At 62.1% G+C, this 22,831-nt stretch carries 19 protein-coding genes; 6 read left to right on the top strand and 13 right to left on the bottom strand.

All coding sequences use genetic code 11. The features are described from left to right. Nucleotides 1–38: 38 nt before the first annotated feature. From CH290_RS21860 to CH290_RS21870, 3 genes are read right to left on the bottom strand one after another with little or no spacing between them, the layout of a single operon-like run. Nucleotides 39–1,247, bottom strand: a complete 1,209-nt coding sequence (locus CH290_RS21860) for an NAD(P)/FAD-dependent oxidoreductase (protein ID WP_032370840.1) — start codon at nt 1,245–1,247, stop codon at nt 39–41. Next, nucleotides 1,244–2,632: a cytochrome P450 gene (locus CH290_RS21865; protein ID WP_032364182.1), complete on the bottom strand. Its 1,389-nt coding sequence runs from the start codon at nt 2,630–2,632 to the stop codon at nt 1,244–1,246. Before CH290_RS21865 ends, CH290_RS21860 begins: the two co-directional genes overlap by 4 nt. Before the next feature lie 24 nt (nt 2,633–2,656). Further along, entirely contained in the window at nt 2,657–2,977 is a 321-nt protein-coding gene (locus tag CH290_RS21870; protein WP_024793405.1) for a 2Fe-2S iron-sulfur cluster-binding protein, read from the bottom strand. A gap of 109 nt (nt 2,978–3,086) precedes the next feature. Between CH290_RS21870 and CH290_RS21875 the strand changes: the two genes are divergently transcribed. Beyond that, entirely contained in the window at nt 3,087–4,115 is a 1,029-nt protein-coding gene (locus CH290_RS21875; RefSeq protein WP_052047647.1) for a helix-turn-helix domain-containing protein, read from the top strand. Between the two features lie 137 nt (nt 4,116–4,252). On the opposite strand, the gene CH290_RS21880 is transcribed toward CH290_RS21875, so the two are convergent. The 8 genes from CH290_RS21880 to CH290_RS21915 form a co-directional block, all read right to left on the bottom strand. Next, nucleotides 4,253–4,996, bottom strand: coding sequence for a recombinase (locus tag CH290_RS21880; protein ID WP_230591063.1), 744 nt, complete (start codon nt 4,994–4,996; stop codon nt 4,253–4,255). A gap of 368 nt (nt 4,997–5,364) precedes the next feature. Then, nucleotides 5,365–6,531 (bottom strand): site-specific integrase, encoded by a 1,167-nt coding sequence (locus tag CH290_RS21885; RefSeq protein WP_032364181.1) that lies wholly within the window; start codon nt 6,529–6,531, stop codon nt 5,365–5,367. Between the two features lie 190 nt (nt 6,532–6,721). Then, complete coding sequence (locus CH290_RS21890; protein WP_052047645.1) at nt 6,722–7,963, bottom strand: TniQ family protein; 1,242 nt, start codon at nt 7,961–7,963, stop codon at nt 6,722–6,724. Next, nucleotides 7,960–8,925: a TniB family NTP-binding protein gene (locus tag CH290_RS21895; protein ID WP_230074848.1), complete on the bottom strand. Its 966-nt coding sequence runs from the start codon at nt 8,923–8,925 to the stop codon at nt 7,960–7,962. Before CH290_RS21895 ends, CH290_RS21890 begins: the two co-directional genes overlap by 4 nt. A gap of 4 nt (nt 8,926–8,929) precedes the next feature. Then, a complete protein-coding gene (locus CH290_RS21900; protein WP_037161985.1) occupies nt 8,930–10,612 on the bottom strand; it encodes a TnsB C-terminal domain-containing protein in 1,683 nt (560 codons plus the stop codon). 252 nt (nt 10,613–10,864) lie between these two features. Beyond that, nucleotides 10,865–11,263 carry a ParB family protein gene (locus CH290_RS30790; RefSeq protein ID WP_230594208.1) on the bottom strand — a complete coding sequence of 133 codons (399 nt, stop codon included), beginning with the start codon at nt 11,261–11,263 and terminating at the stop codon, nt 10,865–10,867. After that, complete coding sequence (locus tag CH290_RS21910; protein ID WP_080738328.1) at nt 11,260–12,081, bottom strand: ParA family protein; 822 nt, start codon at nt 12,079–12,081, stop codon at nt 11,260–11,262. The genes CH290_RS30790 and CH290_RS21910 overlap by 4 nt, the downstream gene beginning before the upstream one ends. A gap of 619 nt (nt 12,082–12,700) precedes the next feature. Continuing rightward, entirely contained in the window at nt 12,701–13,039 is a 339-nt protein-coding gene (locus CH290_RS21915) for a hypothetical protein (protein ID WP_141217847.1), read from the bottom strand. Between the two features lie 179 nt (nt 13,040–13,218). Here CH290_RS21915 and CH290_RS21920 point away from each other — a divergent pair, with 179 nt between their 5' ends. The 3 genes from CH290_RS21920 (at nt 13,219) to CH290_RS21930 (ending at nt 15,668) form a co-directional block, all read left to right on the top strand. After that, a complete protein-coding gene (locus CH290_RS21920) occupies nt 13,219–14,043 on the top strand; it encodes an MBL fold metallo-hydrolase (RefSeq protein ID WP_037162134.1) in 825 nt (274 codons plus the stop codon). A gap of 87 nt (nt 14,044–14,130) precedes the next feature. Further along, nucleotides 14,131–15,150, top strand: a complete 1,020-nt coding sequence (locus tag CH290_RS21925) for a GAF domain-containing protein (RefSeq protein ID WP_037161991.1) — start codon at nt 14,131–14,133, stop codon at nt 15,148–15,150. Nucleotides 15,151–15,167: 17 nt separating this feature from the next. Then, nucleotides 15,168–15,668, top strand: coding sequence for a hypothetical protein (locus tag CH290_RS21930; RefSeq protein ID WP_141216129.1), 501 nt, complete (start codon nt 15,168–15,170; stop codon nt 15,666–15,668). Between the two features lie 35 nt (nt 15,669–15,703). On the opposite strand, the gene CH290_RS21935 is transcribed toward CH290_RS21930, so the two are convergent. Beyond that, complete coding sequence (locus CH290_RS21935; RefSeq protein WP_141216130.1) at nt 15,704–17,551, bottom strand: bifunctional DNA primase/polymerase; 1,848 nt, start codon at nt 17,549–17,551, stop codon at nt 15,704–15,706. A 566-nt stretch (nt 17,552–18,117) separates the two neighbouring features. Further along, entirely contained in the window at nt 18,118–18,609 is a 492-nt protein-coding gene (locus tag CH290_RS21940; protein ID WP_052061978.1) for a helix-turn-helix domain-containing protein, read from the bottom strand. A 1,389-nt stretch (nt 18,610–19,998) separates the two neighbouring features. On the opposite strand from CH290_RS21940, the gene CH290_RS21945 reads away from it, so the two are divergent. After that, on the top strand, nt 19,999–21,543 hold the full coding sequence (locus tag CH290_RS21945) for a cutinase family protein (protein ID WP_230594209.1): 1,545 nt from the start codon (nt 19,999–20,001) through the stop codon (nt 21,541–21,543). Nucleotides 21,544–21,568: 25 nt separating this feature from the next. Continuing rightward, nucleotides 21,569–22,786: a hypothetical protein gene (locus CH290_RS21950; protein ID WP_052061979.1), complete on the top strand. Its 1,218-nt coding sequence runs from the start codon at nt 21,569–21,571 to the stop codon at nt 22,784–22,786. Nucleotides 22,787–22,831 lie beyond the last annotated feature (45 nt).

Here is a 22,831-nt window from a genome sequence, read left to right on the forward strand (position 1 = left end):
ACCGGTTGCTGTTGTGTGCACAACGACCGAAGGATCGGTCAGTTGCGCGCGAGTCCGCCGAGCATCAGGTCTTCGCGTTGGACGGGGAGTCGCTGGGCGATCACCCGTTTGCTGTACATGAACTCGCGCGGGCGACCTATGCAGTCGGCGGCAATGAGCTCACCGGCCTGGAGATAGAAGCAACTGAAATCACTGTCGCGGGTGGGGTCACCGCTGAGAACCACTTCGTCGTATCCAGTGTTGAGGCCGGCGATCTGCAGCTTGAAGTGATACTGATCCGACCAGAACCACGGCAACGCTTCGATTTTTCTGGACTTCCCGCAGGCGGTCGACGCAGCGACTTTGGCCTGCTCTCCTGCGCTCGAGACGGACTCCAACCGTAGTCGACGGCCGTAACGGGCCATGTCGTGGCTCGCGCAGTCCCCCGCCGCCATGATGTCGGGGTCGTTGGTCCGAGTGTGATCGTCGATCACGATGCCGTTGTCGATGACAAGACCCGCATCGGCGGCGAGGTCGGTGTTCGGCTCGACGCCGACACCGACGATGACCAGATCTGCGGGGATCGATTCTCCGCTGGCCAAGGTGATTTCACGAACCTCACGGTCACCGGACAGGCCCTGAACCATCGCGTTCGTTCTGATGTCGACTCCCTGTTCGCGATGTATCCGCTCGAAGAACGTCGATACCTCGGGAGCAGTGACCCGCTCGAGCACACGCCCAGTTGCCTCGAGGACTGTGACCTGTACGCCCAGTGCGCGCAGCGATGCCGCTGTCTCGAGTCCGATGTAGCCGCCTCCGACGATCACCACCCGCTGGCCAGGGCCGGTGGCCATACGTATCCTCTCGACGTCCGCTGCGGTGCGCAGGTAGTAGACCCCGTGGAGATCGGCCCCGGGAACGGTGAGCCGACGAGGGCGGGCTCCCGTGCACAGCGCGAGCTTGTCGTAGGCCAGCTTCTCCCCGGTGTCGAGAACGACGTTGCCTTCCGACCGAACGATGGTCTCCACCTGCGCGTTCAGGAGCTGAATACCTTGCTTGGAGTAGAAGTCCGTGCTGCGAATGGCGATATCGTCGAGTACGCATTTGCCCGCCAGGTATGCCTTCGACAGCGGGGGGCGTTGATAGGGAGCGGCAGACTCGTTACCGATGAGGACGATGTCGCCTGTCCAACCTTCTTGGCGCAAACTAGCTGCCAGTTGTGCCCCAGCATGGCTTGCGCCGACGATGATCGCCCGTTGCGATGTCATACGCTGGAAGTAGGCGTCAGGCGCACCATCATCTTGCTGATGCCCCGCACGAAATTCGACTGAACATACTCGGGGTCGCCGACGACCTCGATGTTCTCGAAGCGGGGAAGCAACTCCTCCCACAGAATCCGCAGCTGCATTTCGGCCAGCCGATTGCCCATACACCGGTGCACACCGAATCCGAACGCGATGTGATTGCGCGCATTGGCACGATCGATGATGAAATCATCAGGATTCTCGAAAACGCGTTCGTCGCGGTTACCCGAGGCATACCACATCACCAATTTGTCACCCTTGCGGATGAATTGTCCGTTCAGAACGGTGTCGGCTTTGGCGATTCGGCGCATGTACGCCAAGGGTGTTTGCCATCGGATGATTTCCGAGTTCATGTTGGGGATCAAATCGGGATTGGCCTTCAATTTCTCGAACTGGTCGGGGAATTGGTTCAACGCAAGAACGCCACCGCTCATCGAGTTTCGCGTGGTGTCGTTGCCACCGACGATCAGCAGGACGAGGTTGCCCAGAAATTCCATCGGACGATCGATCAGATCCTTGGTGTCCTCGTTGCTCTGCAACATGGTGATCAGATCGAAACCGGACTCTTCCCCTGCAGACCTCCTGGCTGCTTTGTCATGCCAGAGAGCGCTGAGGCCACGGGCCATGTCACGCATGCCTTCGAACACCTCGTCGTTGTCCGAGGGCCCACCGTTGGCTTGCTCCATCGAGGTTGCCAAATCGGACCAGTAGACGAGTTTGCGGCGTTGTTCGTAGGGGAAATCCAGAAGAGTTGCGAGCATCCGAGCTGTCAACTCGATCGAGACATTCTGCACCCAGTCGAACGGCTCGTTCAAGGGGAGGTCGTCCAATACCTCCCGTACGCGCGATCGGATCAGTCCCTCCATCTCCCGGAGGTTCTTCGGTGCGACAACCCCCTGGACGGCAGCGCGCTGCTTGTCGTGGTGTGGTGGGTCCATCGCGATGAACATCTCGATATCGAGAAACCGGGGCGGAACGCCGATGACGATGAACGGTTCGGCCGAGAACACAGCGTGATTCTTGTCGACGGCCACGATATCGGCATGGCGCGTGACCGACCAGAACGGGCCGAACGGACTATTGGGTTGGTAGTGCACCGGTGCCTCGTTCCGCACGCGCTCGAAGTACGACTGCCACCGCCCTTGTCTGTAAAGAAAGGGGTTACTGAGGTCGATGTCGGCGAGCTCGACATCCTCGACCGGTGGGATGGGACTTTCGACGAAGATCTTCTTGCCATTCGTGCCAGTCACCCACCGTCGGGTCTTGTCGTACAAATGAGCGCCCTGGATCTGCAGCCCTATCGGGATGGTCGACTGGACCTTGTCGGCGATCGACTCAGAAACTTTCATGCTGTCGTGCCTGCCTTTCGCACATCACAATTGGAATTCAGGTGTTCGAACGATCAGGCCATCCCACGCTTCCGAGGCCACCATCTGGCACGACAACCGAGACGTGGGTTCACGCTCGGGGTTCATCGCCAGCATCTCCTCCTCGTCGGCGCCGGACAGACCCACCTCTCCTGACCACTGCGGGTCGACGATCACATGGCAGGTGCCACAGGCCGTTTCGCCCCCACAGTCTCCATCGATCCCCGGCACAGCATTGTCGGTTGCAATCTGCATCAGCGAGCGACCTTCGACCAGAGCCGCCTCGTGCTTCTCACCATCGTGGGCGACGAAAATTACAGCTGCCATGTCAACTCCTCGTTTTCCGGCGTGATTGACGAAAGTGTCGTCGCAAACGCGGGTGACGGCTATGTTCGGTGGAGTCATAAACTTGTGAATTCGGGTCAAAGGGGTCACCGTGAAGCTGAGCGACGAGGGCGTGCCACCGCTTGCGTTCGTTCAGTTGCTCGAACGCCGCGCACTCGACCCTGACGCCGCCGCGCGGCTTCGTGTGATCATGCACCGCGAAGGAACCAGTGAAGCGACGCTCATTCAGCATGACGTTCAGGCACCGATACGGTGGTTTCGGGAGGTCTATCCCGAACTCGATATCGCCCAGGCCACTCGACTCGGATTTGCGTTTGCCGAGCAGGCCCAGTTGACATCGTTCGGGCCTCTGAGTTCACCTTTGATCAGCGCTGGTTCGGTCGCCGAGATCGTCGATCTCCTGACATACCTACCATTGATCTCCACGGCGTTGAAGTCGCAGTTCCACACCGGCGACTACGGTCTGATCGTCGGGCTCACTGCGCACACAGGCGATTCCGCACTGGACTGCTTGGTCATCACCTACGGTGGGTCGGCGTTACTACGACTGCTGGACATGCTCGCCGGTGACATATCGCCGGTGACACTCCATCTGAGCTGGCCGGAGCCGGCCGAGGTGAGCCACGACGAAGGTCCGGGGGCGAATCGCCGGTTCTTCGACGCTCCGATTTCCTTCGTCCACGTACCCGAGGAGACCCTCAACAAGGCTTGTCGCTTCTCGGACCCCCTCGCATATCGTCTCGCTATCGCTGATCTGCAGCGAACACTCGCCCAGCGGAGTGGGTCCATGTCATCCGCCGAGAAGGTGAGGCAACAGTTGGAAAAGGACCTCGGACAGCGAACCAACCATGATGTTGCACAAGCATTGTCGATGTCGAGTAGCACGTTGAAACGGCGGCTTGCCGAAGAAGGAACCACCTATAGCAAGGTGCGCCACTCGCTGCTGTACGAGCGCGCGATGCTACGGCTCCTCGACCGATCGGTTTCGGTCAGCGAGATCGCTACCGAACTCGGATACAGCGACCTCGCCAACTTCTCTCACGCCTTCAAACGCTGGACCGGACGCTCTCCGAAAGATTTCCGAAATCCCCGACTCTCAGACGACCCGGATTCGACGTAGACCCCGCAGAACGGGGTCGAGATCGATGCCTCGTTCGTTCGCGGCCTGATCGATCTTCATCTCGGAGATTTCTGAGACGTCACCGCCTCCCTGCCGTGAGAAGAAGAGTGTGTGCAAACCCGAGTATCAACCACTAGTCACTCGACGGTGTCGGCCGGCACGCGTGCGGTCTCCGATTCGAGAAAGTCGACGAGAGCTTCCAACAGGCTGTCCGCGCGGGTTTCGACATCGGCCAGGACAGAGTCCACGTCGTCGAGAAGACCGTGGGCGTGTCTACGCGCAAGCGTTCCGCGTTCGTAGTAGCCGGGGTCGAGTAGAACCCGCGGTACTGGATCCGGTGCCGCGATCTGCTCCGGATGTTGTGACCGCGCAGTGGGCTGCAGGTGGGTGGGTGCCCTTCCGTCCCAGTGCATTCGCACGATGCCCGCTACCGCACGGGCGGTCAGCGGGGTCGCAGCCAACGGGGTGTGGCCCCACCGGTCGATCGCAGTCGACAGCGGATGTTGACCGGCCGGGTCGAAATACCGGTCGTATCCGCCGAGCCCGGTGCCGTCCACGGCATCGAAAGCGTCGGCGAGCATTCGGGTGCTCGGATACCGGGCCTGATGGCCGAGCACCTCACACCAGCGCTGGTACACCGTGCGCGGAGAAATGCCCGTCCCCGCCAGCGCGAGGGAGGTGAGGGTATGAACGCCGCGGCCTGTCTCGATGCGAAGGGCGTCGAGACCCGCATCGGCGGTGACATCGCATGCCCGCAGGGCCGCGATCTGCGTGTACGGCAGACCTGTCGTAGCGAGCGTGAGGATCAGCGCGTCTCTGCGCGCGAACAACGCTGACGGCCAACCGTATTCGGGGAGTCGGGCGATGATTCCGCCGATCACGGCTGCCACCTCCTGCAGGCGCGACGTGCGGGCCCCATCCAGCGCAGCCCGGACGGTCTCAGCGCGCCCTGGAGGAGGTAATAGATGCCGATGATGAGCGGAGTCGATCACCGCGATCCGGCGGCGTTGGGTCGTCGGCGCGGCGGGGTGCGCATACAGGAACCGAGCAAGTGACTCAGGAGAGGCCGCCAATGGGGGTTCGCCATGGGCGGTGCACCAGTCCTCGAACAGTGACCACGTGTGCCGATCCCGCCTCGGTATCGACGTGTTCGTGATGTCCGATGCACGTATCGGACAAGGGCGGTCGTCGTGGTCAGCATCTACCCCTGTCGTCCCGTCGCCGCTCACTGGTTCGGTCGGGTGCCTGGTCATAGGCCGAGCTCGGTGACGGCGTTGCCGACCAGTGGCGCATTCTCGTGAGCGTATGTTTCGACCATTGCGGGTGTGGTGTGCCCGGTTTGGCGCATGATCGCATGCGCGTCGGCACCGTTGCGGAAGGCCTGCGTGACGAAGCCGGAACGGAGGGAATGCCCGCCGAGCTGGGCGACGGTGTCGGGGCCGTATCCAGCTCGAGTAGCGCGGCGGCGGATCGCCGCGTGCACCGCGGCTCCGGACAGGGCTGTGTCGGAGAGGTTGCCGTTCTTGCGGACGGACCGAAACAGAGGGGACCGTTTCTCGACTACAGGAAGGGTGCCGCGGCAGATATGGGAGTCGAATTCCACTGCGCGGGAAAGTATTCGGATGACAGCAACTCTGCCGCCGGTGTCGAACGCTGCGACGATCTGCAGCCATCGCACCCACGCGCAGACCGGACATGACTCGTGGCGGTCGGTGAACGGGAGTGCTTTCACGGTTCCGGTGCCGTCCTGGTCGGTCTTCGATTTGCGGATACGTACGTGCGCGCCGTCGAGGCGGTCGCGGTGGACATCGCGGCATTCGAGCGCTACGAGTTCGCTGCGGCGGAATGCGCCGGTGTAGCCCATCAGGAGCAGCGCAGTGTCGCGGCGTTCGAGGACCTCCGACGCCCACCCGGCCCCACCTCGACGCGCGTAATCGACGATCGTAGTGATGTCGGAGGTCAGCAGCGGTGCGCGCGGGTTACGGGGCCGCTCCCCCGCAGACGCGTAATCCCGCCGAATACCCGAGAGAGTGGCGCGCACCATCTCGTGCCCGCACGGGTTGTCGTAGCCGGTAGCGCGGTGGCGGTCCGCGACCGCCGCGATCCATTTGCCGAACGTCGACGGCGCATACGCCCGCGTCCCGTCGACGGTGAGCGTGTCGGCAGCCGCAACGAGATAGGCCGCCACCGTAGCGGGATGCGCCGGCAACGCGTGGTGCCCGGCGACGGTGCACCAGGTCTCGAAGCGTCGCCACGCCGAATCGTAGGCGCGGCGGGTAGCACCGGACCGTGCCGACGCCATCGACCGTTCGATCCGAGCGGCGACCTCGCCCGACAGGTCCGGAAACACCTCCGCACTCCTCACCGGGACGACTGAATCCGTGTCCAGGACCTCACCTAGCTGCCGATCTGCCATGACAGGGACTGTAGCGAGCACCCCCGACAGCTCTTTCGAGTTGAAACGCGCTGAGCAGGGATTTAGACGAAGACGGTGCGGGAACGGAAATTCTCGTCGGTCACCGCACACAGACCGTGGGTGACTACAGGAGGCGATTGATTCCCGCGTAAAAGCGGGCGTAGAAAAACGTGGGGTGATCATGCGCGCTTCAGTCCCAGTCCAGTCGGATGCCGAGCTCGACGAAGGCATAGGCCAGCTCATCGATGTCTTCTTCGGTGCGGCAACCCGTTCTCGCCAATCCGAACAGAGATCGGGCGGCGTCGCTGTCGACGCGGGCGGCGGCGACAGCGGCATCGATCGCCGCAATCACACCGTCCCAAGCGCTGCGGGCGGGTACCGGACTGCGAGACCTTGTCGGAGCGGTCCCCGGATCGACCGGCTCGTACCGTCGCGGCCGCAGCAAGCAGGCATCAGCACCGCTCGCGGCCATCTCATCGTTCTCCACCGCGATGATCGCGGTCGCGGCGGCAAACAAAACCTTCGCTTGCTCGTCCCACCGCAGTTGCTCGAACGGAACCCATGATGTCCGGAGCGGGCGAGAATGGCCGGTGGACTTCCAGATCGCGCTCAGTGGCTTCGCCCACCATCCGGTGCGGACCAGCGGCGTCGATACCTCGTCGACGACGGTACGCAGCAGCCTGAACCACACTGCGGCATGAACACGGCCCGCGCCGAGCTCGACCGACCCGCTCGTCAATGCGGCGGCGGTGCGCCGGTCGATTTCTGCGACGACTGCCGGTACCGGTATCGGTGATGCGTGATCGTCCGAGCCTGCTGGTGTCCTCTCCCAGAAGACCAGCCTGCCGGGTACGACACTGCAGAATTCCAGTCGACAGTGATGTTTCGTGCAGCTGGTCAGCATCGGGTACTGATGAGCCATCATGACCGCGATATCGGCGTCTGTGTCGAGGTCGTCGATACACAAGGGACATGCCCGCGTATCGAGCTTGCTCACCCAGGGAAGCCACATGCCGGCGGGCGGTGCGCGTCGACGTCGATCTGCCATCGCCAGACCCGCCGGTAGTAGGACAGAGAACTGATGGGCGTAGGTGTCGAAGTCACATTCGGCGGGGTCGGTGCTGTCGAGGAGCCAGGGCGTGCACCCCGCTAGCGTCATCTCACGCAGCCGTTCCGCCGCACAGGTGCTCCTCTGGGCGAGGGCGTCCAGCACCGGCTCGGGTGTGTAGCGGTCCAGGTCCACGCCCGGACTCTCGAAGCCGAGCCCGTCGAGAAGGTCCGCTGTATTGATCAACGAATACAGTGCGCTGGTCCGGGCCAGCCACGACATCAGAGTCTCACCAGGTAGTGGTTGCGGGTGAAGGGGCCACCGCGGATACGCACTGTGGGCGAGCGCTGTGTGCGCTGCAGGGGCATCGGATGGAATTGTCATGCCAGGTGCCGCTCGAAGTGGCGGCGGCGTTCGGTAGGCCCGGAGTAGACGGTCTGCGTCAACACCTGTGAGGTGATCGCTTCCTCTCCGGCCTCTAATGCGGTCACTGCGGCCGCGGTCAACAGCGTGGCCAGTTCGCCGATGGTGCCCTCACACCGGGTGAGGAGGTAGTCGGTCATCTCCGCCGATGTCAGATGCGAGGGCGCACGCAATGGGAAGCTGGCGGTGAAACTCGCCAGCAGGGAGCGGGTGTCGGTGTCGTTGGTCCAGATCGGCAGCGTCATGGGGTGAAAACGGTTCTCCAACTGCCCATCGCTGCGGATAGCGAGGTACGCCTCTCGGGTACCGACTCCGACGAGAGGGATCCGCAGCTCGTTGCCAAGAAACCGCAACAGGTTCAGAAATTCTCGGCGCACGTTGTCGCGGCCGGCAAGAACATTGTGGAGCTCGTCGATGATCAGCATCCGCACCCCGGTCGCTCGCAGCAGCGTAACCGCTTGCTGTTCGAGTTCGTGAACGCGGCTTCGCGGGCGCATCGGCGTTCCGAGTGCCGCGAGCATCGCCAGGTAGAACCGTCCGGGTGCTGGGTCCGGGGGCATCTGCATACACAGCACCGGTATCTGCTCACGGTCGGGCAAGGTGACCGCAGGGTGCGCACGCCGGAACTTCTCGATGATCATCGACTTGCCGTTGTTCGTCGGTCCGATCAGAAGCAGGTTCGGCATTCGTTGCCGATCCGGCCACCCCAGCAACGTCTCGAGGTGCTCGATCACCGACCGTGCACGCGGATACCCGATCCACCGTTCCGTGCGAATGTGCCTGATGCGTTGCGCGGCAGGGAGAACCGCGATCGGTCTGACCGAACTGCGCAGATGGTTGAGGTCCGCACTACCGGGGTCGATGTCTTGGCAGCTACGGTCGTCGCCGTCGCCTGCGGGCGTGATTCGGGGGTCGTTGTTCACCGTTTCACCATTCTTCGATGTCGTCGAAGATCGGAACCGACACGTCGTCGGTGCCTGGGCCAAGCTCGGGCGGGCCCATCGCGTTCGGTGATGTCACGACGCTGCTCAGGTGCGCACGACGACTGCGGTTACGTCGAGCCCGTCTGGTGTCCTTCTGCGCCGATGTTGCGATCTCTCGCATCTTGTCGATCATCGAGAACAAGGCGTGTTCGTCGATATGTGCTCGGCCGTGTTCGCGCAGTCGTGTCACTGCTGCGCGATGTTCCCACAAGGTCACCGCTGGATGTGACATCGTTCGATACGGCACCTCGATGTATCCGCCGCCGCTGTCGGGGTCCAGGACCCACACCCTGCTCAGATCTCGTGGGTCCCGGCGGATCACAAACTGGCCCAGGGTCTCTCGTCGGGCGATCCACGGTTTCAGAGCGTTCGCGAAGTACTGGATGTGGTCGATGACGAACCCCGTCCGCGTGAGGCGACGGCGGATGACGGGAAGGAAGTCCACCAGGAATGCGGTCTCGTCCACCACCGTCGAGCTCGCCAGAGCACTGTCAGCGTCGGTGCTGCTGGTCCACCGCGCAGCCGGGCTCTGCCGGAGGCCGGTGTGCACCTCTGCGTGATACGCCGCGACCGCCAGGACCAGCCAGCGTTCCAGTTCTCGTAACGTCAACGCCGCCTTACTATCCGAGTCGTAGCTGCCCCGCTGAGTTGGGTTCGAGAATGTGGTGCCGGGGAGTTCGTGGACCTGGGTCATGACGGTGCCGATGATGCGTTCGACGATCCCGCCGTAATGCGGCCTGCCGGGTGGGCGGTAGCCGAGGTCGATGCCGTGTTGCTCGCAACCGCGCTGGAGCGCTTCACTTTTGAACTCGGAAGCGTTGTCGATGTACAGGCGGTGCGGCTTTCCGGCCATCGGCCACCGCACATCCGCGCCGAGGCCCAGAGAGTCGATCCATACGCTTTTGTCCGAGCACACCCGGCCCAGACACAACCCGACCGACACTGCGGACGGCGGATCGAGAGTTACCACGAACCCAGGTATGCAGCGGCTGAGGACATCGATGGCAATCGTGAGATAAGGACGTCCGATCGGCGCCCGGTCGTATTCGTCGACGATCATCAGATCGACCACGGTGTGATCGATCTGTACTTGATGGAGAACGGCCGTCACCGGCGGCGGGACATCGCCCGCGGATTGCCGCGACCTGGCGGCGTCCGGTCCGCCACGTGAGCGTGCGACACGGCCCGGGTGCATTGCTGCGATCCGGGCATTGACTGTGTTGCGGGCTGGGATCGGGAGTCCGGCGCGGTGACAGGCCTGCGCGATACGGCGATGTAGTGCAGCGACACTGAGTTTCTGACGAGCCAGGAATTCACGGTTGATGTGCTCGGTGATCACGTCTTCCACCTCGTCTGGCACGCGGGAGCGTCCACGTCCGCCTGCGGGCGCGGAGACCAGTAGATCGGTAACCGCCCCTTCCCCATTCCGGAGTATGGACAGCAGCGCGTACACCCGCCGGGGCGAGACACTCAACTGTTGCGCTGCATCCTCGACCGCGGAGGTACCGATCGCGGATCGATTCATCAGCTCGTTGAGCACTGCGAACCGTGCCCGTGCCTGCTCCCACTGCTCGGCCGACGCGGTCAAGACACCAGCCTCGACGACGTCGAACTTCTCCGCATCCATTGCAGCCTCCGAACACCCGACCCAGGTGACCGATTGTGCAGTCCACTTCTGCACTCAGAATGTCAGAAGACCACTGCAATCGGAGGTGAAACCCCAGGAAAACATGACGCCCACTTCTGAAACTGACATCGAAACCGGTTTTGAGTGTCTCGATAGACGATCGTCTAACAGGACTGGTCATAGCTTGGGATGCAACACCCGTTGTCTTGATTTGAGCCACTGGCCACTAGCGCCCATATGGGCAGTATGTGTTTATAGGTGTGGATCGACAGGAGGCATTGGGTAACGTTCGCCTCGGTTGTATTGCTGTTCAAGCTGTTCGCACAACCGCTCCACAGCGGTGCGGATGAATACCTGCTGGTGCTTCACGCCGGTGAAAGCCTGTGTGTGGGCAATGGTTGCTTCCATCCGCTCCTTCTGCGAGATCGGCATCGACAGGAGAATGTCGCGTGTGCCCTCCATCCTCTTCGACCGCTGCTCTTTACGCTCCCGCGGCTCGTCGGGTTGGCGCCTGACCGGCGCCGACCTTGCCTGCGAGTTGCCCTCTGTCGAGACGGCGCGGGGAGATTCCTCTGGCGTGGGATTGCCTTGAGCGAACGCACTGCGAGCCCTTCGCGGAGCTGGGAGCTGCGGTTCGGGGATCTTGCTCATTTTTCATCTCTTCTCGTCGCGTCCAGAATTTTGACGAAGTTCTCGTGGAGGTTGCGAATCCTTCCCGAAGGTCGCGGATGCTGGTCAAGCCCCATGCCCACGTTGGTGAGCTTGCTGATATCGGTCAGCATCGGTATCGGCTCCCCGACTATTGGTATGTCCGCCTCGCGTACGTAATTCTTCAGGTAGGCCAGTGTTTTGGCGTGGTCTTGCCGACGCCCGTCAATCTTGTTCACGACCACCCCGGCTATCGGCAGCACCTTGCTCATGTACTGCTCGAGGTCGTCGATCGACTGCCGAATCGCATCGAAGCCGTCAATAGCGTCAAGCTCGGGATTGACAACAATCAGGACGTTGTCTGCGGCGAACAGGGCCCCTCGTGAAACTAGATCAATCGCCGGACGGCAGTCGATCAGGATGTGTTGGTACTTGCCGGAGACCTCCTTCAGCGCCCTGTTGACGGCCATCTCACCTCCGGTCTTCCCGACCAATGTGTCCATGACCGCCTGTAGATCGCTGAACCCGCTGGGCAACACATCAATACCTTCGCGAGTGGCATGCGTAATCGCGGTCTCGATCGGGCAAGCAACATCACGGTCGAGGACATCCGCAAAGCTCGCTTCGGGTGGCGATTCGACTGTGTAGCCAGTCAGATGCCGCGTCGAGTTACCCTGCGAGTCAGCGTCCACCACCAGTGTTGTTCTCTGGAGACTGGCGGCGGCATGCGCCAATCCGTTGACGACGGTGGTCTTTCCAACCCCGCCCTTCAGATTCGCGATCGCGGTAATAGTCATGTTGAAACCCGTTCTTCCTTTCATGCGAGGGGGGATGGATGTAGGGCTGCATGCCACCGCTACGGGAAGCAGACACTAGATAAGCACAGGCCTTATATGCCTATATAATCACATATTAGCTAACTTAGCCTAGATTATGGGAGCGTACACTAGATTTACTAACACTGTATTAGATAATATAAGAGCCCATATGGGCATCCCGCCACTCGCAACTACTCGCAACTACTTGCAAGTTGGCCTACGAAAGTGCACGTCAAACCATTTTATGCCTGGCAGGCCGGGAGTGACGCCGCGTCGACTCAAGCTCATACGCAGTCGCAACGAGTGACGCAGCAACCATCGACTCTTGCCGCATACCTTCTGCGCACAGGCCGCCCCTATGGCCCATAGCTCCAAATTGCAGCTCTACAACGCCAACTTCCTCCCGGCAAACCCTCGCATCAGACCGCACAATCGACTTGCAAAACCACACCCATCGTCGGGGCGACTGAACGCGAGTTCCGCAACTTGGTGCACACAGACTGCCAACACGGCCAGCCGGGGGAGTGGGAGCACGCGGCACCTTTGTACGCACGCACCCTTGGGGGAGCCAACAACTACCCCATAGGGGCAGTAATACGCCCTAGTTCAGCGTCGTCATTCATCAGCGATGACGGTCTGCTACTTCCGTGGATGCCACCTCGTCGATCCAGTCAACCGTGGGCGACGCAGGATCCGCAACAGCTCGCTCCTGTTCCTCGTCTGCGATGGACGGAGAGAACGGGTGGAAGTTCGCAGCGCGATCCGCGCTCACTCCAGTGGTCTCCTGTCCATTACCGCCGAGGTCGGCTTCGATGAGCGCCAAGCTGACGTCTGGGCGGCCGGAATGGACAGTCAGCCGGATCATTAGGCAGTAAGCACCAACAAACCAGGCAGAGAAGAAGACGACAGCGGCCAGGACCATAAGCACTTCACCCAAGAAAATCTCCCCCGCGGGATTCATGTCGGACATCATTGTCTGAGCACCCGATCCGAGCTGCCACCACCGGACCAGCCGCACCTGATATAATTGTAATGCGCGTACACAGATAGGTGCGTTCCCGGGACTTGTTGACGTCGGTCTCGGTGTTGCGGCAGGACCAAATGGACCCCTGTCTCTGGGCTACCCAAACGAGATCCTTCATGCCCGTAGGCGCCGTGAAGACAGTTCATCACCTGAACTGCGGCTCGTTCACGCCTTGGCGAGGTCTGTCCCTCGTGACACACGTCCTACTGTGCGAGATGGAGCACGGGCTGCTCCTCGTCGATGTCGGTACGGGTATCGACGACGCATTCAGCCCCACCTTTCGACTCGGGCACAGCCCACGCTTGGCAGGCGCACATCTAGCCCCCGGTGAGTCCGCCCTGCACCAGCTTAAAAAGTTGGGGTTTGCCTCCTCTGACGTCACCGACATCGTTACGACACACCTCGATTACGACCACGTCGGAGGTCTTGCAGACTTCCAGTCAGCACGACTGCATACCACCGCGACAGAACTGATCGAGGCCCGGAAACCCGCCCTTACACGTGGAGGACGAATCCGATACAGGCCGGCACACACCGAGACGATCCGGAATGCAGTTACCTACTCAATTTTCAACGACACCGTGCTCGGCCTGAAAGCGGCCGAGGTGTCCGGAACGTCCGGAGTTTTCCTGGCCCCCACGCCCGGCCATACGATCGGACACGCTGCTGTCGCAGTCCTCGATCCGGTCCGCGGTTGGCTCGTCCACGCCGGAGACGCCTTCCTGAATCAGGCGTCTATACACCCGCACGCCCCTAAGCGCCTGTCTGACTGCGCAATTCAGGCAGTGGAAATGCTTTTGGCGACCGACCGCGCCCAAGTTCGCAAGAACCATTCTCAGTTCCGCGACCTTGCAGCGTCCGGCGTCCGCGTGTTTTGCTCCCACGACGCTGCACAATTGGAGGCCCTGCAGAAGGAGACGCACCTCGTCGCCTCCGTTTAGATACTGGGCCGTCGATCCGAGCTACACGGATCCGATTTGGAAGAAGGAGACACCATGAGTCGGGACACTCGTAGGTCATCTGGGTGGATGCTGTTGGAACTGCTCCAAGACGGCGCAGTGAGCGTGCTGTTCGAGGCCGGCAACTCACGCACCTTCAGTCAGCTCCGTCGACGGAGCAGCTTCAACAGCGCAGGCGTCACCGACGCGGTTCTCAAAGCGGCGACAGCCACCAAGCGGTCCGGCCTTCCCTGCGACGGTCGGACGGCTTTGCCCGATGGCTCGGAGGTCCGCTATGCCGTGCGACCGGTATTCGGTCCGCTCGACGAAGTTTACGGATGCCAGGTGTGGCTCGGTGCCGTCGATGAAGAGATCCTTCCGGCTCGCAACGTAGAAGCGTTTTCCTTCGACATGGCCACGAACCTGACTCATCACGGTCCGGGTGTCGACCTGAATATTCTGTCGGTCGACTCTCTCGCCTCGTCGCGACCCAGCCACGACAACATCTTCTCCTTCTACGACAATTTCCCACGTCAACCTGACCTGGGGCTGTACATCGAGTCAATCCGAGAAGGCGCACCCCGTACAGAGTTTCAGGCCGACATCAGCTTGACTGACGGCCGGGGGATCGGGCGCAACATCCACGCCAGCATGATCAACGTTCACCACCACGACGATGGCCGGACAGAACTCAGGGGCATCCTGCACGAAATAACCGACATTCGGCCTCACACCACCAACTACGCGCTCAGTGTCGCCAAACGCTTCGCTGTGCAGAGCGACCCGGGAGTCGGACGTGCACTGATTGATCTGACCACAGGCATCGCACTGGACTGGATCAATCCGCCCACTGGCTCACTTCTTCCTTGGAACCGAGAGATACCGCAGTTCACCGTCCGCGGCCAACAGGCGTCCATGAACCTGCGTAACCGAGTGTTGCAGGACAGCTCGCTGTACGTCGAGTTTCAGACCCAGGTCAAGTTCGACAGCACCGGTGATCGATGGATCGACATCATCATCGGATACGAACACCACGGGGACAATCAAGGGCTGATGACCGTGCGAGACGCCACAACTGTTCTAGCGCAAAGTTTTTCGACCACATCATGACCACAAGGGGGAGTACGATGTCTGTTGCAACGCTCGCGGAACTGGACGAGGTCACGATCGGTCCCCACCAGTTGAGATCATTCATCGAAGCGCTCGACCGATTTCGCGACCTGTTGACAGAGTCGCAGTCGAGCAAAATCGCGCGCGTGACAACCGATTTGCGGGTCGCTCTCGGAAAGTGGCATAAATCGATCTGCGCAAATACCGGGGGAGAGTCGATAGACCGGCTGCCATACAGGAACGACGACGACCTGCCCGAGATCGTCGATTGCGAGACTTACAGCCGGATCGAGCTGCACCTCTCGCGTTTGATTACCAGGCACAGCAACTTCGGTTTTGCGGCTGCGAACGATCCCAGCGAATTGGACAGGTTTTTTCCCGACGCGGCGCTAGCGGATATTCGCACTGCTCGGGCGCATCTCAGGCGAGTACTGTCCGAGCTCAAGACCGAGATGCCACGACAGCACCCACGTTCCGTCACTGTGACGGATCGATACATGTCTATTGTCCTGTGGTAGCCCATCCCGCCGAAGCGATCGTCAGGCTCTACGAATCAAACCCACTCCGTAGGGCCTGACGCAACTACTTGTTCAAGGTATTCGGCAGCAGGGGGGCACAAGGCGTTCTCGAACAAGCCTTCTTCAAACGCCGGCGGGGGAGCAGGCAGGTGCGCCTCTTCCCTCCCTACTAGCCACTGCTTCCACACGATGCGTTCCGCTCGGTGCCGGACGACTCGCTCTCGCACGGCCGATTTCAGGCCGTGCCGCTGCGCCAACTCGTCCAGGCCAACCCGCCCTAAACTCACCTCATGATACCGATTCGTCTCGACGAGACCGGCGACCCGGAGGTCCATCAGGGCTTCGTAGCCGCTGGATCGACCGATTCTGACTTCCGCGAGCACGGAGTCTATGGACGCCCCTGATCGACGCTGCACGGCTTCATAGAGTGCCTTTTGTCTATAGCCCAGTACGCTCCAGGCCGGATGCACCGACTCGACTTCCGCGAGCTCACCAGGAGACCCTCCCTTGCGGTCCTGGACGCTTTCGGCGCCAGCCGTAACCAACGCGTATCTATCGGCTAGTTGGCCCACACCACGCTCAATGAGAAGCAACGGTGACCCCTGCGCCTCTCTTAGTCGTTCTAGCACCGACCACACTGTCGACTCAGGCAGCATTCCCGCTGCAATCGACAGTGATCTTCCACCAACAGCGACTACGGGTACGCCCTCAACAATCTCACCGGCCACGGAGGCCGACCAAGCCAGTGCCTGAACGACAGCGAGGGTGGTCCATCTGTCGCGCCTACCCTGATATTCGGATGTCACCCATGAGAGTGCCTGCTGCTGCCACCGCATAAAGAGAGGATCGCCTGCCCCCCCTGTGTACTTGAACTTGTGCCCGGTATCCCGGACTGGCTCGGGGAGTGTCGACGCGGCCCACTTCAAGGCATTCGCTGCATCCCGCTGCAACGCTAAACGAGGGTCTCGATAGTGGTCGTAAGCGGCTCGCAGGCCCGACCACGCTGGTGTTTGTGCGCGGGCAATGACGTCAGCAACCGTTGCGCCGGCCATGACGAATTGCGTTACGACTGACTGACGTGCCTCCGAACGCGACTTCCACCTGGTTTTGTCAAGGACGCCTCTGGCAGCAAACGCCTGCACAGCCTCTGTGGGAGTGCTCGTCTTGCAGAAGCGCGGGTGGAGGTGCGCGTCGGTGCCCCCACCGACGATCCGTTCCGCATACGTGGCCGCTTGCATGTTGTCGGCGAGAGCTTGCACCGTTCTTTTCGGCCGGTTGGCGACTCGACTGCTGCCGCCGAGAAGTGCGAGCAGGCGCGGTACAGCCGCGGAATCTGATCCCACCACCAGTGCGTCGATGGCGACGTCGAGTTCGCCCTCAAGCCTGCGATACCCGCCGTCCCGGCACAGCGACCCTGGAACCGTGATGCAGCCGCTTGCTGCGTTGCACATCGGCACGATGTCCAGAGTCGGGAGGCGAGCTGCGAGCTGGTCCAGGAGAGGCCTGATCTCTTCGACACTCACAGTGACTCCAGGAGCGAGAGGAACAAGCACGTGCCGCCCGCCTCGGGTGGATCTATCGACAACCGCCCGGCCGCCACATTCGCTCAGCCATTCCAGAACCCTGCACACGTCCTGATCGACGGCCGCCGCGTCGAGATGCTTCGGATCAAAATCCAGCGCGATGACGCGGGCGCGCCCGCGGTAGAAGAGTGGGACTGCGGCCGGCTGACCGGGCCGCTTCGACGTAAGCGGGCGCGTCTGATCGAAGCTGCGCGCAACCGGATCGTAGACACGCATCGACCGACGAGCAGCCAACAATGGCGAAAGCCGCCGCCAAATGAGCTCCGTGGCCGAAGTGCGCACCTCGACACGAGCGTCCAATCTTGAATCTTTGTCAGAGCACGATGTACCCTGAGACTTGTCAAGCACGACAAAGTCCCTTCATAGGGGCAACGCAGTTCGTCGAACTCCCATTCGACTCAGATGAACTCGAGAACCCTCGATCTTGCCCGGATCGGGGGTTTTCTCATTCTCTTCTCTGCGGCGCCAGATATGCAGTTGCGGACTTCCTGGCCTGTACCTCGTTCAGATAGCAGTGGAAGCGCCTTTTCCGCTCTATGCAGTCTGCTGCAGCACCTCCTGGTTTAAATCACGAACAAGATCGGGTCGCCCGACCGCCATAGCAAGCAGGTCCGCAACGTACTGACTCTCGTCGATACCCCTTGCAGCGCTTTGCATTCGGATCGCGGTCTTTACCTCGACTGGAACACGAGAGGTAACAGGAGCCCTAGTGCCTTTACTTGGCCGTCCCACTTGACTCTCCTACTCTCCGATTGATGCGATCGAGCTGACGGGGCTGAGTCTGCCTCGAGGATGACTCTGAGCGTTGGACGACACGCCGTTTCTGCATCTAAAACTCGAGCCCCGAGCGAAACTTACGCACAGGTCTACATCGAGTCAAGGCGCGCCTTGCGTGCCGCGTTCGTTCGCTCCCACGCCATGCGCACCGCATCGACATCGGTCCTGTAGACACTCGCCATAGATCTCGCGACCTCGTCAGAGAAGGACCGCCGACCCTTCTCGATCTCCGCTACTGCGGTCGGATTCAGCCCCAGGTCGGTCGCGGCCATACGTTGGGTCAAACCCACCCGGATTCGGAGATCGGAAATCCGAAGCCTTTCGTCGTCGATTGGAACAAGGTCGGCCACCGCGACCGTGAGCCACGAGGCGGCCTTCCGGAGAAGAACAGCGGTTGGGATAGAGCGCCCAGACCGCCACGCCGCGACAGACTGGCGGCTGACGCCGATCGCATCCGCCAAATCGTCGTTGCTTGCCCGCTTTCTGGACATTGCCGCATCCAGCGCCGAGGGGCTAAACCCTCGCACACCACTCTGCGGCATCTGCAATCCTTCCGACTGATCTCTGTCTTCCTCAGTCATCTTTCACCCCTCCATGAGCTCGCAGATACCGTTGACAGAGCATAGGCTACGTGCAATGCTTTACATCAGAAGTTGAGTTGATTGCTTTACTGAGGGCATGGAAGGGGGGCGACAAGATGGGACGGGGTCTGCTATCTTCCGAATGCACCCGCATTCATGCGGGCCTCCTGGGCGCTGATGACTCGCTCCCAGACGCCGCGCGCAGCCTGATCACAGGCCACGCAGTTGCCTCACCAAACAGCGGACTTGTTTGCATGCCCCCCGCAGCCCTCGCTCCCACGGGTGGTCATCACGCGGAGCACAGCCATGCCCAGATCCGCCGGAACGTCCTGTTGCCCCGGGACGTCGGCACAAAGGGCACATCACCGCTACAAGACCGCAGACAACGGGCCGGTCCTTGACCCGAGCAGCAGAAGACCCCGGATGCCTACGACGCCAATCACAGAGCACCCAGGGCCTTTTCATTGCAACCCCACCATCAGCACAAGCCGTAGCTCCTGTTGTGATGCGGGCTCTTCCAGCCTAGCCGCCTCCTTCAGAAGGTGCGTCCTAGATCCGGAGGACATTCATGCAATCTTCAATCGACAAGATTGCGTTACACCTCGGCCGACCCACAGCGTCCGCTGATCTCTGTCCGGCACTCAACGACAGGGTGCCTGGTATGGCAGCCTGCTCGCTTCCTACGTCCCACCCGCATGTGACACACCAGTTGCGATGCGAGGACACCGGTGAACTTCTCGGTGAGTGGACCGATGCCGACATGACTTTCCGTACGCCTACCGCCGAGCCCCGCAGCGACGGCGGCTTCAGCCACGCTGCCTGACCCCTCAGACCCAACTACGGACCATCCCCCGGCCGTAGTTGCGAGCTACGCGAGTCGGTGCGCCTTCCCCCAGGCGCACCAGGCAGCGCAGCTCAACCGATGGACCGGCGCGAGGGTCACACGGCGACGCTTCTTCATCGTGTGCCGAACTGCGTGACCCCGCCGGGACATCCGATAAACGTCCGAATCTACTCCAACAGAAAGGAATACGAGTGCCGTTCTTTCTTGCAGTGGATCATCTTCCTGAGTCAATTCATCCGCTAGCTAAGTGGAGTCAAATGTGACGACCGGATCGGGGCCTGAAGGTCCCGATCCGAGCACCACGAGAACCCAGTAACCCTCTCCAACTGCGCTTCTCTACTGCTCTGGCTCTACTAGAGACCCTGGTTCTGATTCGTTCTCACGGCCGCCCCTTCACTCAGGCCACCCAGCCTTCCTTGACTACCACCGCATCACCGTCACCTGATACCCGACCCGCCTTCTCGACAGGAGTCGAAATATTGTCCGCCAGAGATCGTTTCAGATCGATCGGCGTTGTAACCGCCGTCGTAGGGTGCGCGCTGTCGGTGACCGTCGCCCAGACCCTTACGTTGCCACTCACTGCATCGGCCAGTCCGGAGCAGCCGTGGCTCGATGACTTGGTCACCGAATGCCCTGCACTGTTCACCCTCGCCGTCCAGGGCACGGGCGAATCGTCACCCGACGCGCCGATCAAAGCGGACACCGGAATGCTCGGAACCGTCCTCGGCCCGGCTCTCGACGCTGCCCGTGTTCTGGGTTCGTCGCTCGATCGGGCCTATATGCCGTACCCGGCCGCATTCGGTGGTGCGGTCCCCGGAGGAAAGCAGCCCTACACCGTCTCAGTCGAGGAGGCTGCAGCAAACCTCGAAGCCGCCGCCGAGAAGGTGATATCCGATTGCCCTGCAACTAAGTTGGCAATCGTCGGCTACAGCCAGGGCGCGCACGCAGCATCGAAATTTCTCGAAGCGATCGGCGCCGGCACAGGAGCGGTGCCAGCCGACCGAATCGCAGCGGCGGCCTTGTTCGGATCCCCGACGCGCGCGGCCGGATCTCCGGTCTTTCCCGGCAGCAGCAACGACACTCCGACGTCGGCTCCCGGATCCTCCAGGGACCACGTCTCGGCGCTCCCTCCAGTGTCTGCACCGGCACCGGCCGGGGCCGGAATCGGCCCGACCAGCGACGTCGCCACCAGTTTCGGGTCACTCTCGGGCCGGGTGGCGTCCTTCTGCCAAACAGGAGACCTGGCCTGCGACGCACCGGCAAATGCCCCCATCGCACGCGCAGTGACCAACGTCGCAGGTCAAGTCGAGGTCGGGGGCGATCCTTTCCGCGCAGTGCAGTCCATCGGCCTCGCGTTGGCCTCGACATCGTTCGGTGTCGCCGTCGACGTCGTGAACGAGGACATCGCGGTACCGAAGAACTCGCTGGAGAACCTGTCCATCACACCGAAGAAGACACTCTCGCAACGCTTCGCCGAAGCCTCCGATCCGGCAGCAAAGCCGCCGACCGGACAAGAAGCCATCGCCGCCCTCACGAAGATCGGCCTCGTCGCAGTCAACGCTGTGGTCTCGGTGGCGAAGAAGGTCATCACTCCACAGACCATCGCCGAGGTGTCCGCTGCGGGATTGTCCAATCCGGCAGCAGCATTCGCCGTGATCGCAGCCAAGACGGCCAAGGCAGTGATCGAGCTCGTACCACCGGCGACATCGAAGAGAGTGGTACAGCAGGCCTTCAATGTCGTCAAGAGCGAGGTCAGTGCCAACAAGGACCTGTTCGACCTCGCCGCCCTGACGTCCTACGCCAATACCATTGCCGCCCACACCGGTTACGCCTCCTCCGTGGCGACACCCCAGGGCGAGTCCGCGACACGCTTCGTGGCGGACTGGCTCGCCGCCGCCGCCGCAGATGTCGGTGACACCACCGCCGCCGGCCCCTCGTCGACGCCATCCCCGACAGCGACAACGTCGGCAGTGACCACTCCCCGCACCACTACACCGAGCGCACCACCCATCACCACCTCTGTATCACCCTCCACCACACCCACTTCCGCCAGTACGACTCCGCTGCCGGACCACACCCCCATCCAGTAGCTCCACCGACTCGAAAGGCTCTTTCATGGGCAAGCACCAGATCCCCACCCGCTCCTTGACCCGCATCGCAGCAGGAGCGACCGCGGCATCGGCAATGGCCGTGTTCTGCTACGGAACCGCAGCAGCAGCGCCTGGCGACGCACCGTCGACACAGGGCGACGTCACTACCGCAGCACCCTCGACCCAAGGCCCGCTGACCTCGGATGCACCGTCGACTCAGGGCGAGTTGACCGCACCCGCACCCGCACCGCAGGCCGAGCGTGTGTACTGGGTTGCTCCCCCTGCTGCGTACGACCAGAGCGAATGGCAGACCTGGGACGCCTACTACGACGACGACGAGACCACCGGGGCCTACACCGACACTGCCCCAGCTGCTCCGTCTGTAGACGTCGAACCGGCTGCGCCGCTGGATGTGAACACCTTGCACGGCCCCGTCGCCGTCGAGGACCCCACCGTCCCGACCGCAGCCCCGGCGAAGGTGCTCAAGATCGGAGACTTCTACGACGATCAGCCGAGCTGGCTCTCCGATGAAGACCTCGAACGCACCAACAACTCCACCGCCGTCATCCAAGCGCAGGTGACCGACTTCTGGCGCTCGATCGGAGTCCCCACCGATCGCGCCCAACGCCTCGGTGCCTCCCAGATCGCCGCAGGCGGGGCCGGTTTGGTCACCGGAGCAGTCGCACTCGGTGCACCCGCAACCATCGCAGGTGCACTCGGCGGCGGAACCATCGGCGGCATCGCCGGCGCCCTCGCGGGCGGTCTCATTCCCATCGCACCCGGTATCGCACCGATCACCACGGGCATCGCCGGAACAGCAGGCGGAGCCGCCCTGGGTGCTGCGGTCATCGGAGCCCCGGCGACCGCACTGGGAGCAGCGACCGGGCTAGCAGCTGGCTTGGCGCTGGGAACCACCTACGGTGCAGGCGATCTCGGAGAACCGCAGAAGATCGACCTGCCCGACTTCCCTCAAGCAGAACCTGCCCCCGCTCCGGAGGCTGCACCACCCGCAGCTCCGGCCCCGCTCGCACCGACCCCCGCCCCCGCGCCAGTAGTGCAGACGGACTCGGTGTGGACGGAGCCGACGAACCCGGTCGAGACCGCCCGCGGGTTCGTCACCACCCAGATCGGTGGCCCGCAGGTCCTCGACGCGGTTGACCAGGCGACTGCTGCCGCTGCACCCGCATTCGCGGCTATCGACGCCGCCATCACCGCCGCCTTCAACCCGGCTGTCCCTGCCTGACCGATCCACCCGACCCGCTTCGGGGAGGGCTGCGTTCCGACCGTC

Origin of the sequence: Rhodococcus sp. 06-156-4, from assembly GCF_002259345.1 — a bacterium.
Lineage (GTDB): Bacteria > Actinomycetota > Actinomycetes > Mycobacteriales > Mycobacteriaceae > Rhodococcoides > Rhodococcoides fascians_E.

What these genes read in the sequence shown, in the direction of transcription:
- CH290_RS21860 (WP_032370840.1), bottom strand. Translation starts at nt 1,247, where the DNA reads ATGACATCGCAACGGGCGATCATCGTCGGCGCAAGCCATGCTGGGGCA.
- CH290_RS21865 (WP_032364182.1), bottom strand. Translation starts at nt 2,632, where the DNA reads ATGAAAGTTTCTGAGTCGATCGCCGACAAGGTCCAGTCGACCATCCCG.
- CH290_RS21870 (WP_024793405.1), bottom strand. Translation starts at nt 2,977, where the DNA reads ATGGCAGCTGTAATTTTCGTCGCCCACGATGGTGAGAAGCACGAGGCG.
- CH290_RS21885 (WP_032364181.1), bottom strand. Translation starts at nt 6,531, where the DNA reads ATGGCAGATCGGCAGCTAGGTGAGGTCCTGGACACGGATTCAGTCGTC.
- CH290_RS21890 (WP_052047645.1), bottom strand. Translation starts at nt 7,963, where the DNA reads ATGACAATTCCATCCGATGCCCCTGCAGCGCACACAGCGCTCGCCCAC.
- CH290_RS21900 (WP_037161985.1), bottom strand. Translation starts at nt 10,612, where the DNA reads ATGGATGCGGAGAAGTTCGACGTCGTCGAGGCTGGTGTCTTGACCGCG.
- CH290_RS30790 (WP_230594208.1), bottom strand. Translation starts at nt 11,263, where the DNA reads ATGAGCAAGATCCCCGAACCGCAGCTCCCAGCTCCGCGAAGGGCTCGC.
- CH290_RS21910 (WP_080738328.1), bottom strand. Translation starts at nt 12,081, where the DNA reads ATGAAAGGAAGAACGGGTTTCAACATGACTATTACCGCGATCGCGAAT.
- CH290_RS21915 (WP_141217847.1), bottom strand. Translation starts at nt 13,039, where the DNA reads ATGAATCCCGCGGGGGAGATTTTCTTGGGTGAAGTGCTTATGGTCCTG.
- CH290_RS21920 (WP_037162134.1), top strand. Translation starts at nt 13,219, where the DNA reads ATGCCCGTAGGCGCCGTGAAGACAGTTCATCACCTGAACTGCGGCTCG.
- CH290_RS21925 (WP_037161991.1), top strand. Translation starts at nt 14,131, where the DNA reads ATGCTGTTGGAACTGCTCCAAGACGGCGCAGTGAGCGTGCTGTTCGAG.
- CH290_RS21930 (WP_141216129.1), top strand. Translation starts at nt 15,168, where the DNA reads ATGTCTGTTGCAACGCTCGCGGAACTGGACGAGGTCACGATCGGTCCC.
- CH290_RS21940 (WP_052061978.1), bottom strand. Translation starts at nt 18,609, where the DNA reads ATGACTGAGGAAGACAGAGATCAGTCGGAAGGATTGCAGATGCCGCAG.
- CH290_RS21950 (WP_052061979.1), top strand. Translation starts at nt 21,569, where the DNA reads ATGGGCAAGCACCAGATCCCCACCCGCTCCTTGACCCGCATCGCAGCA.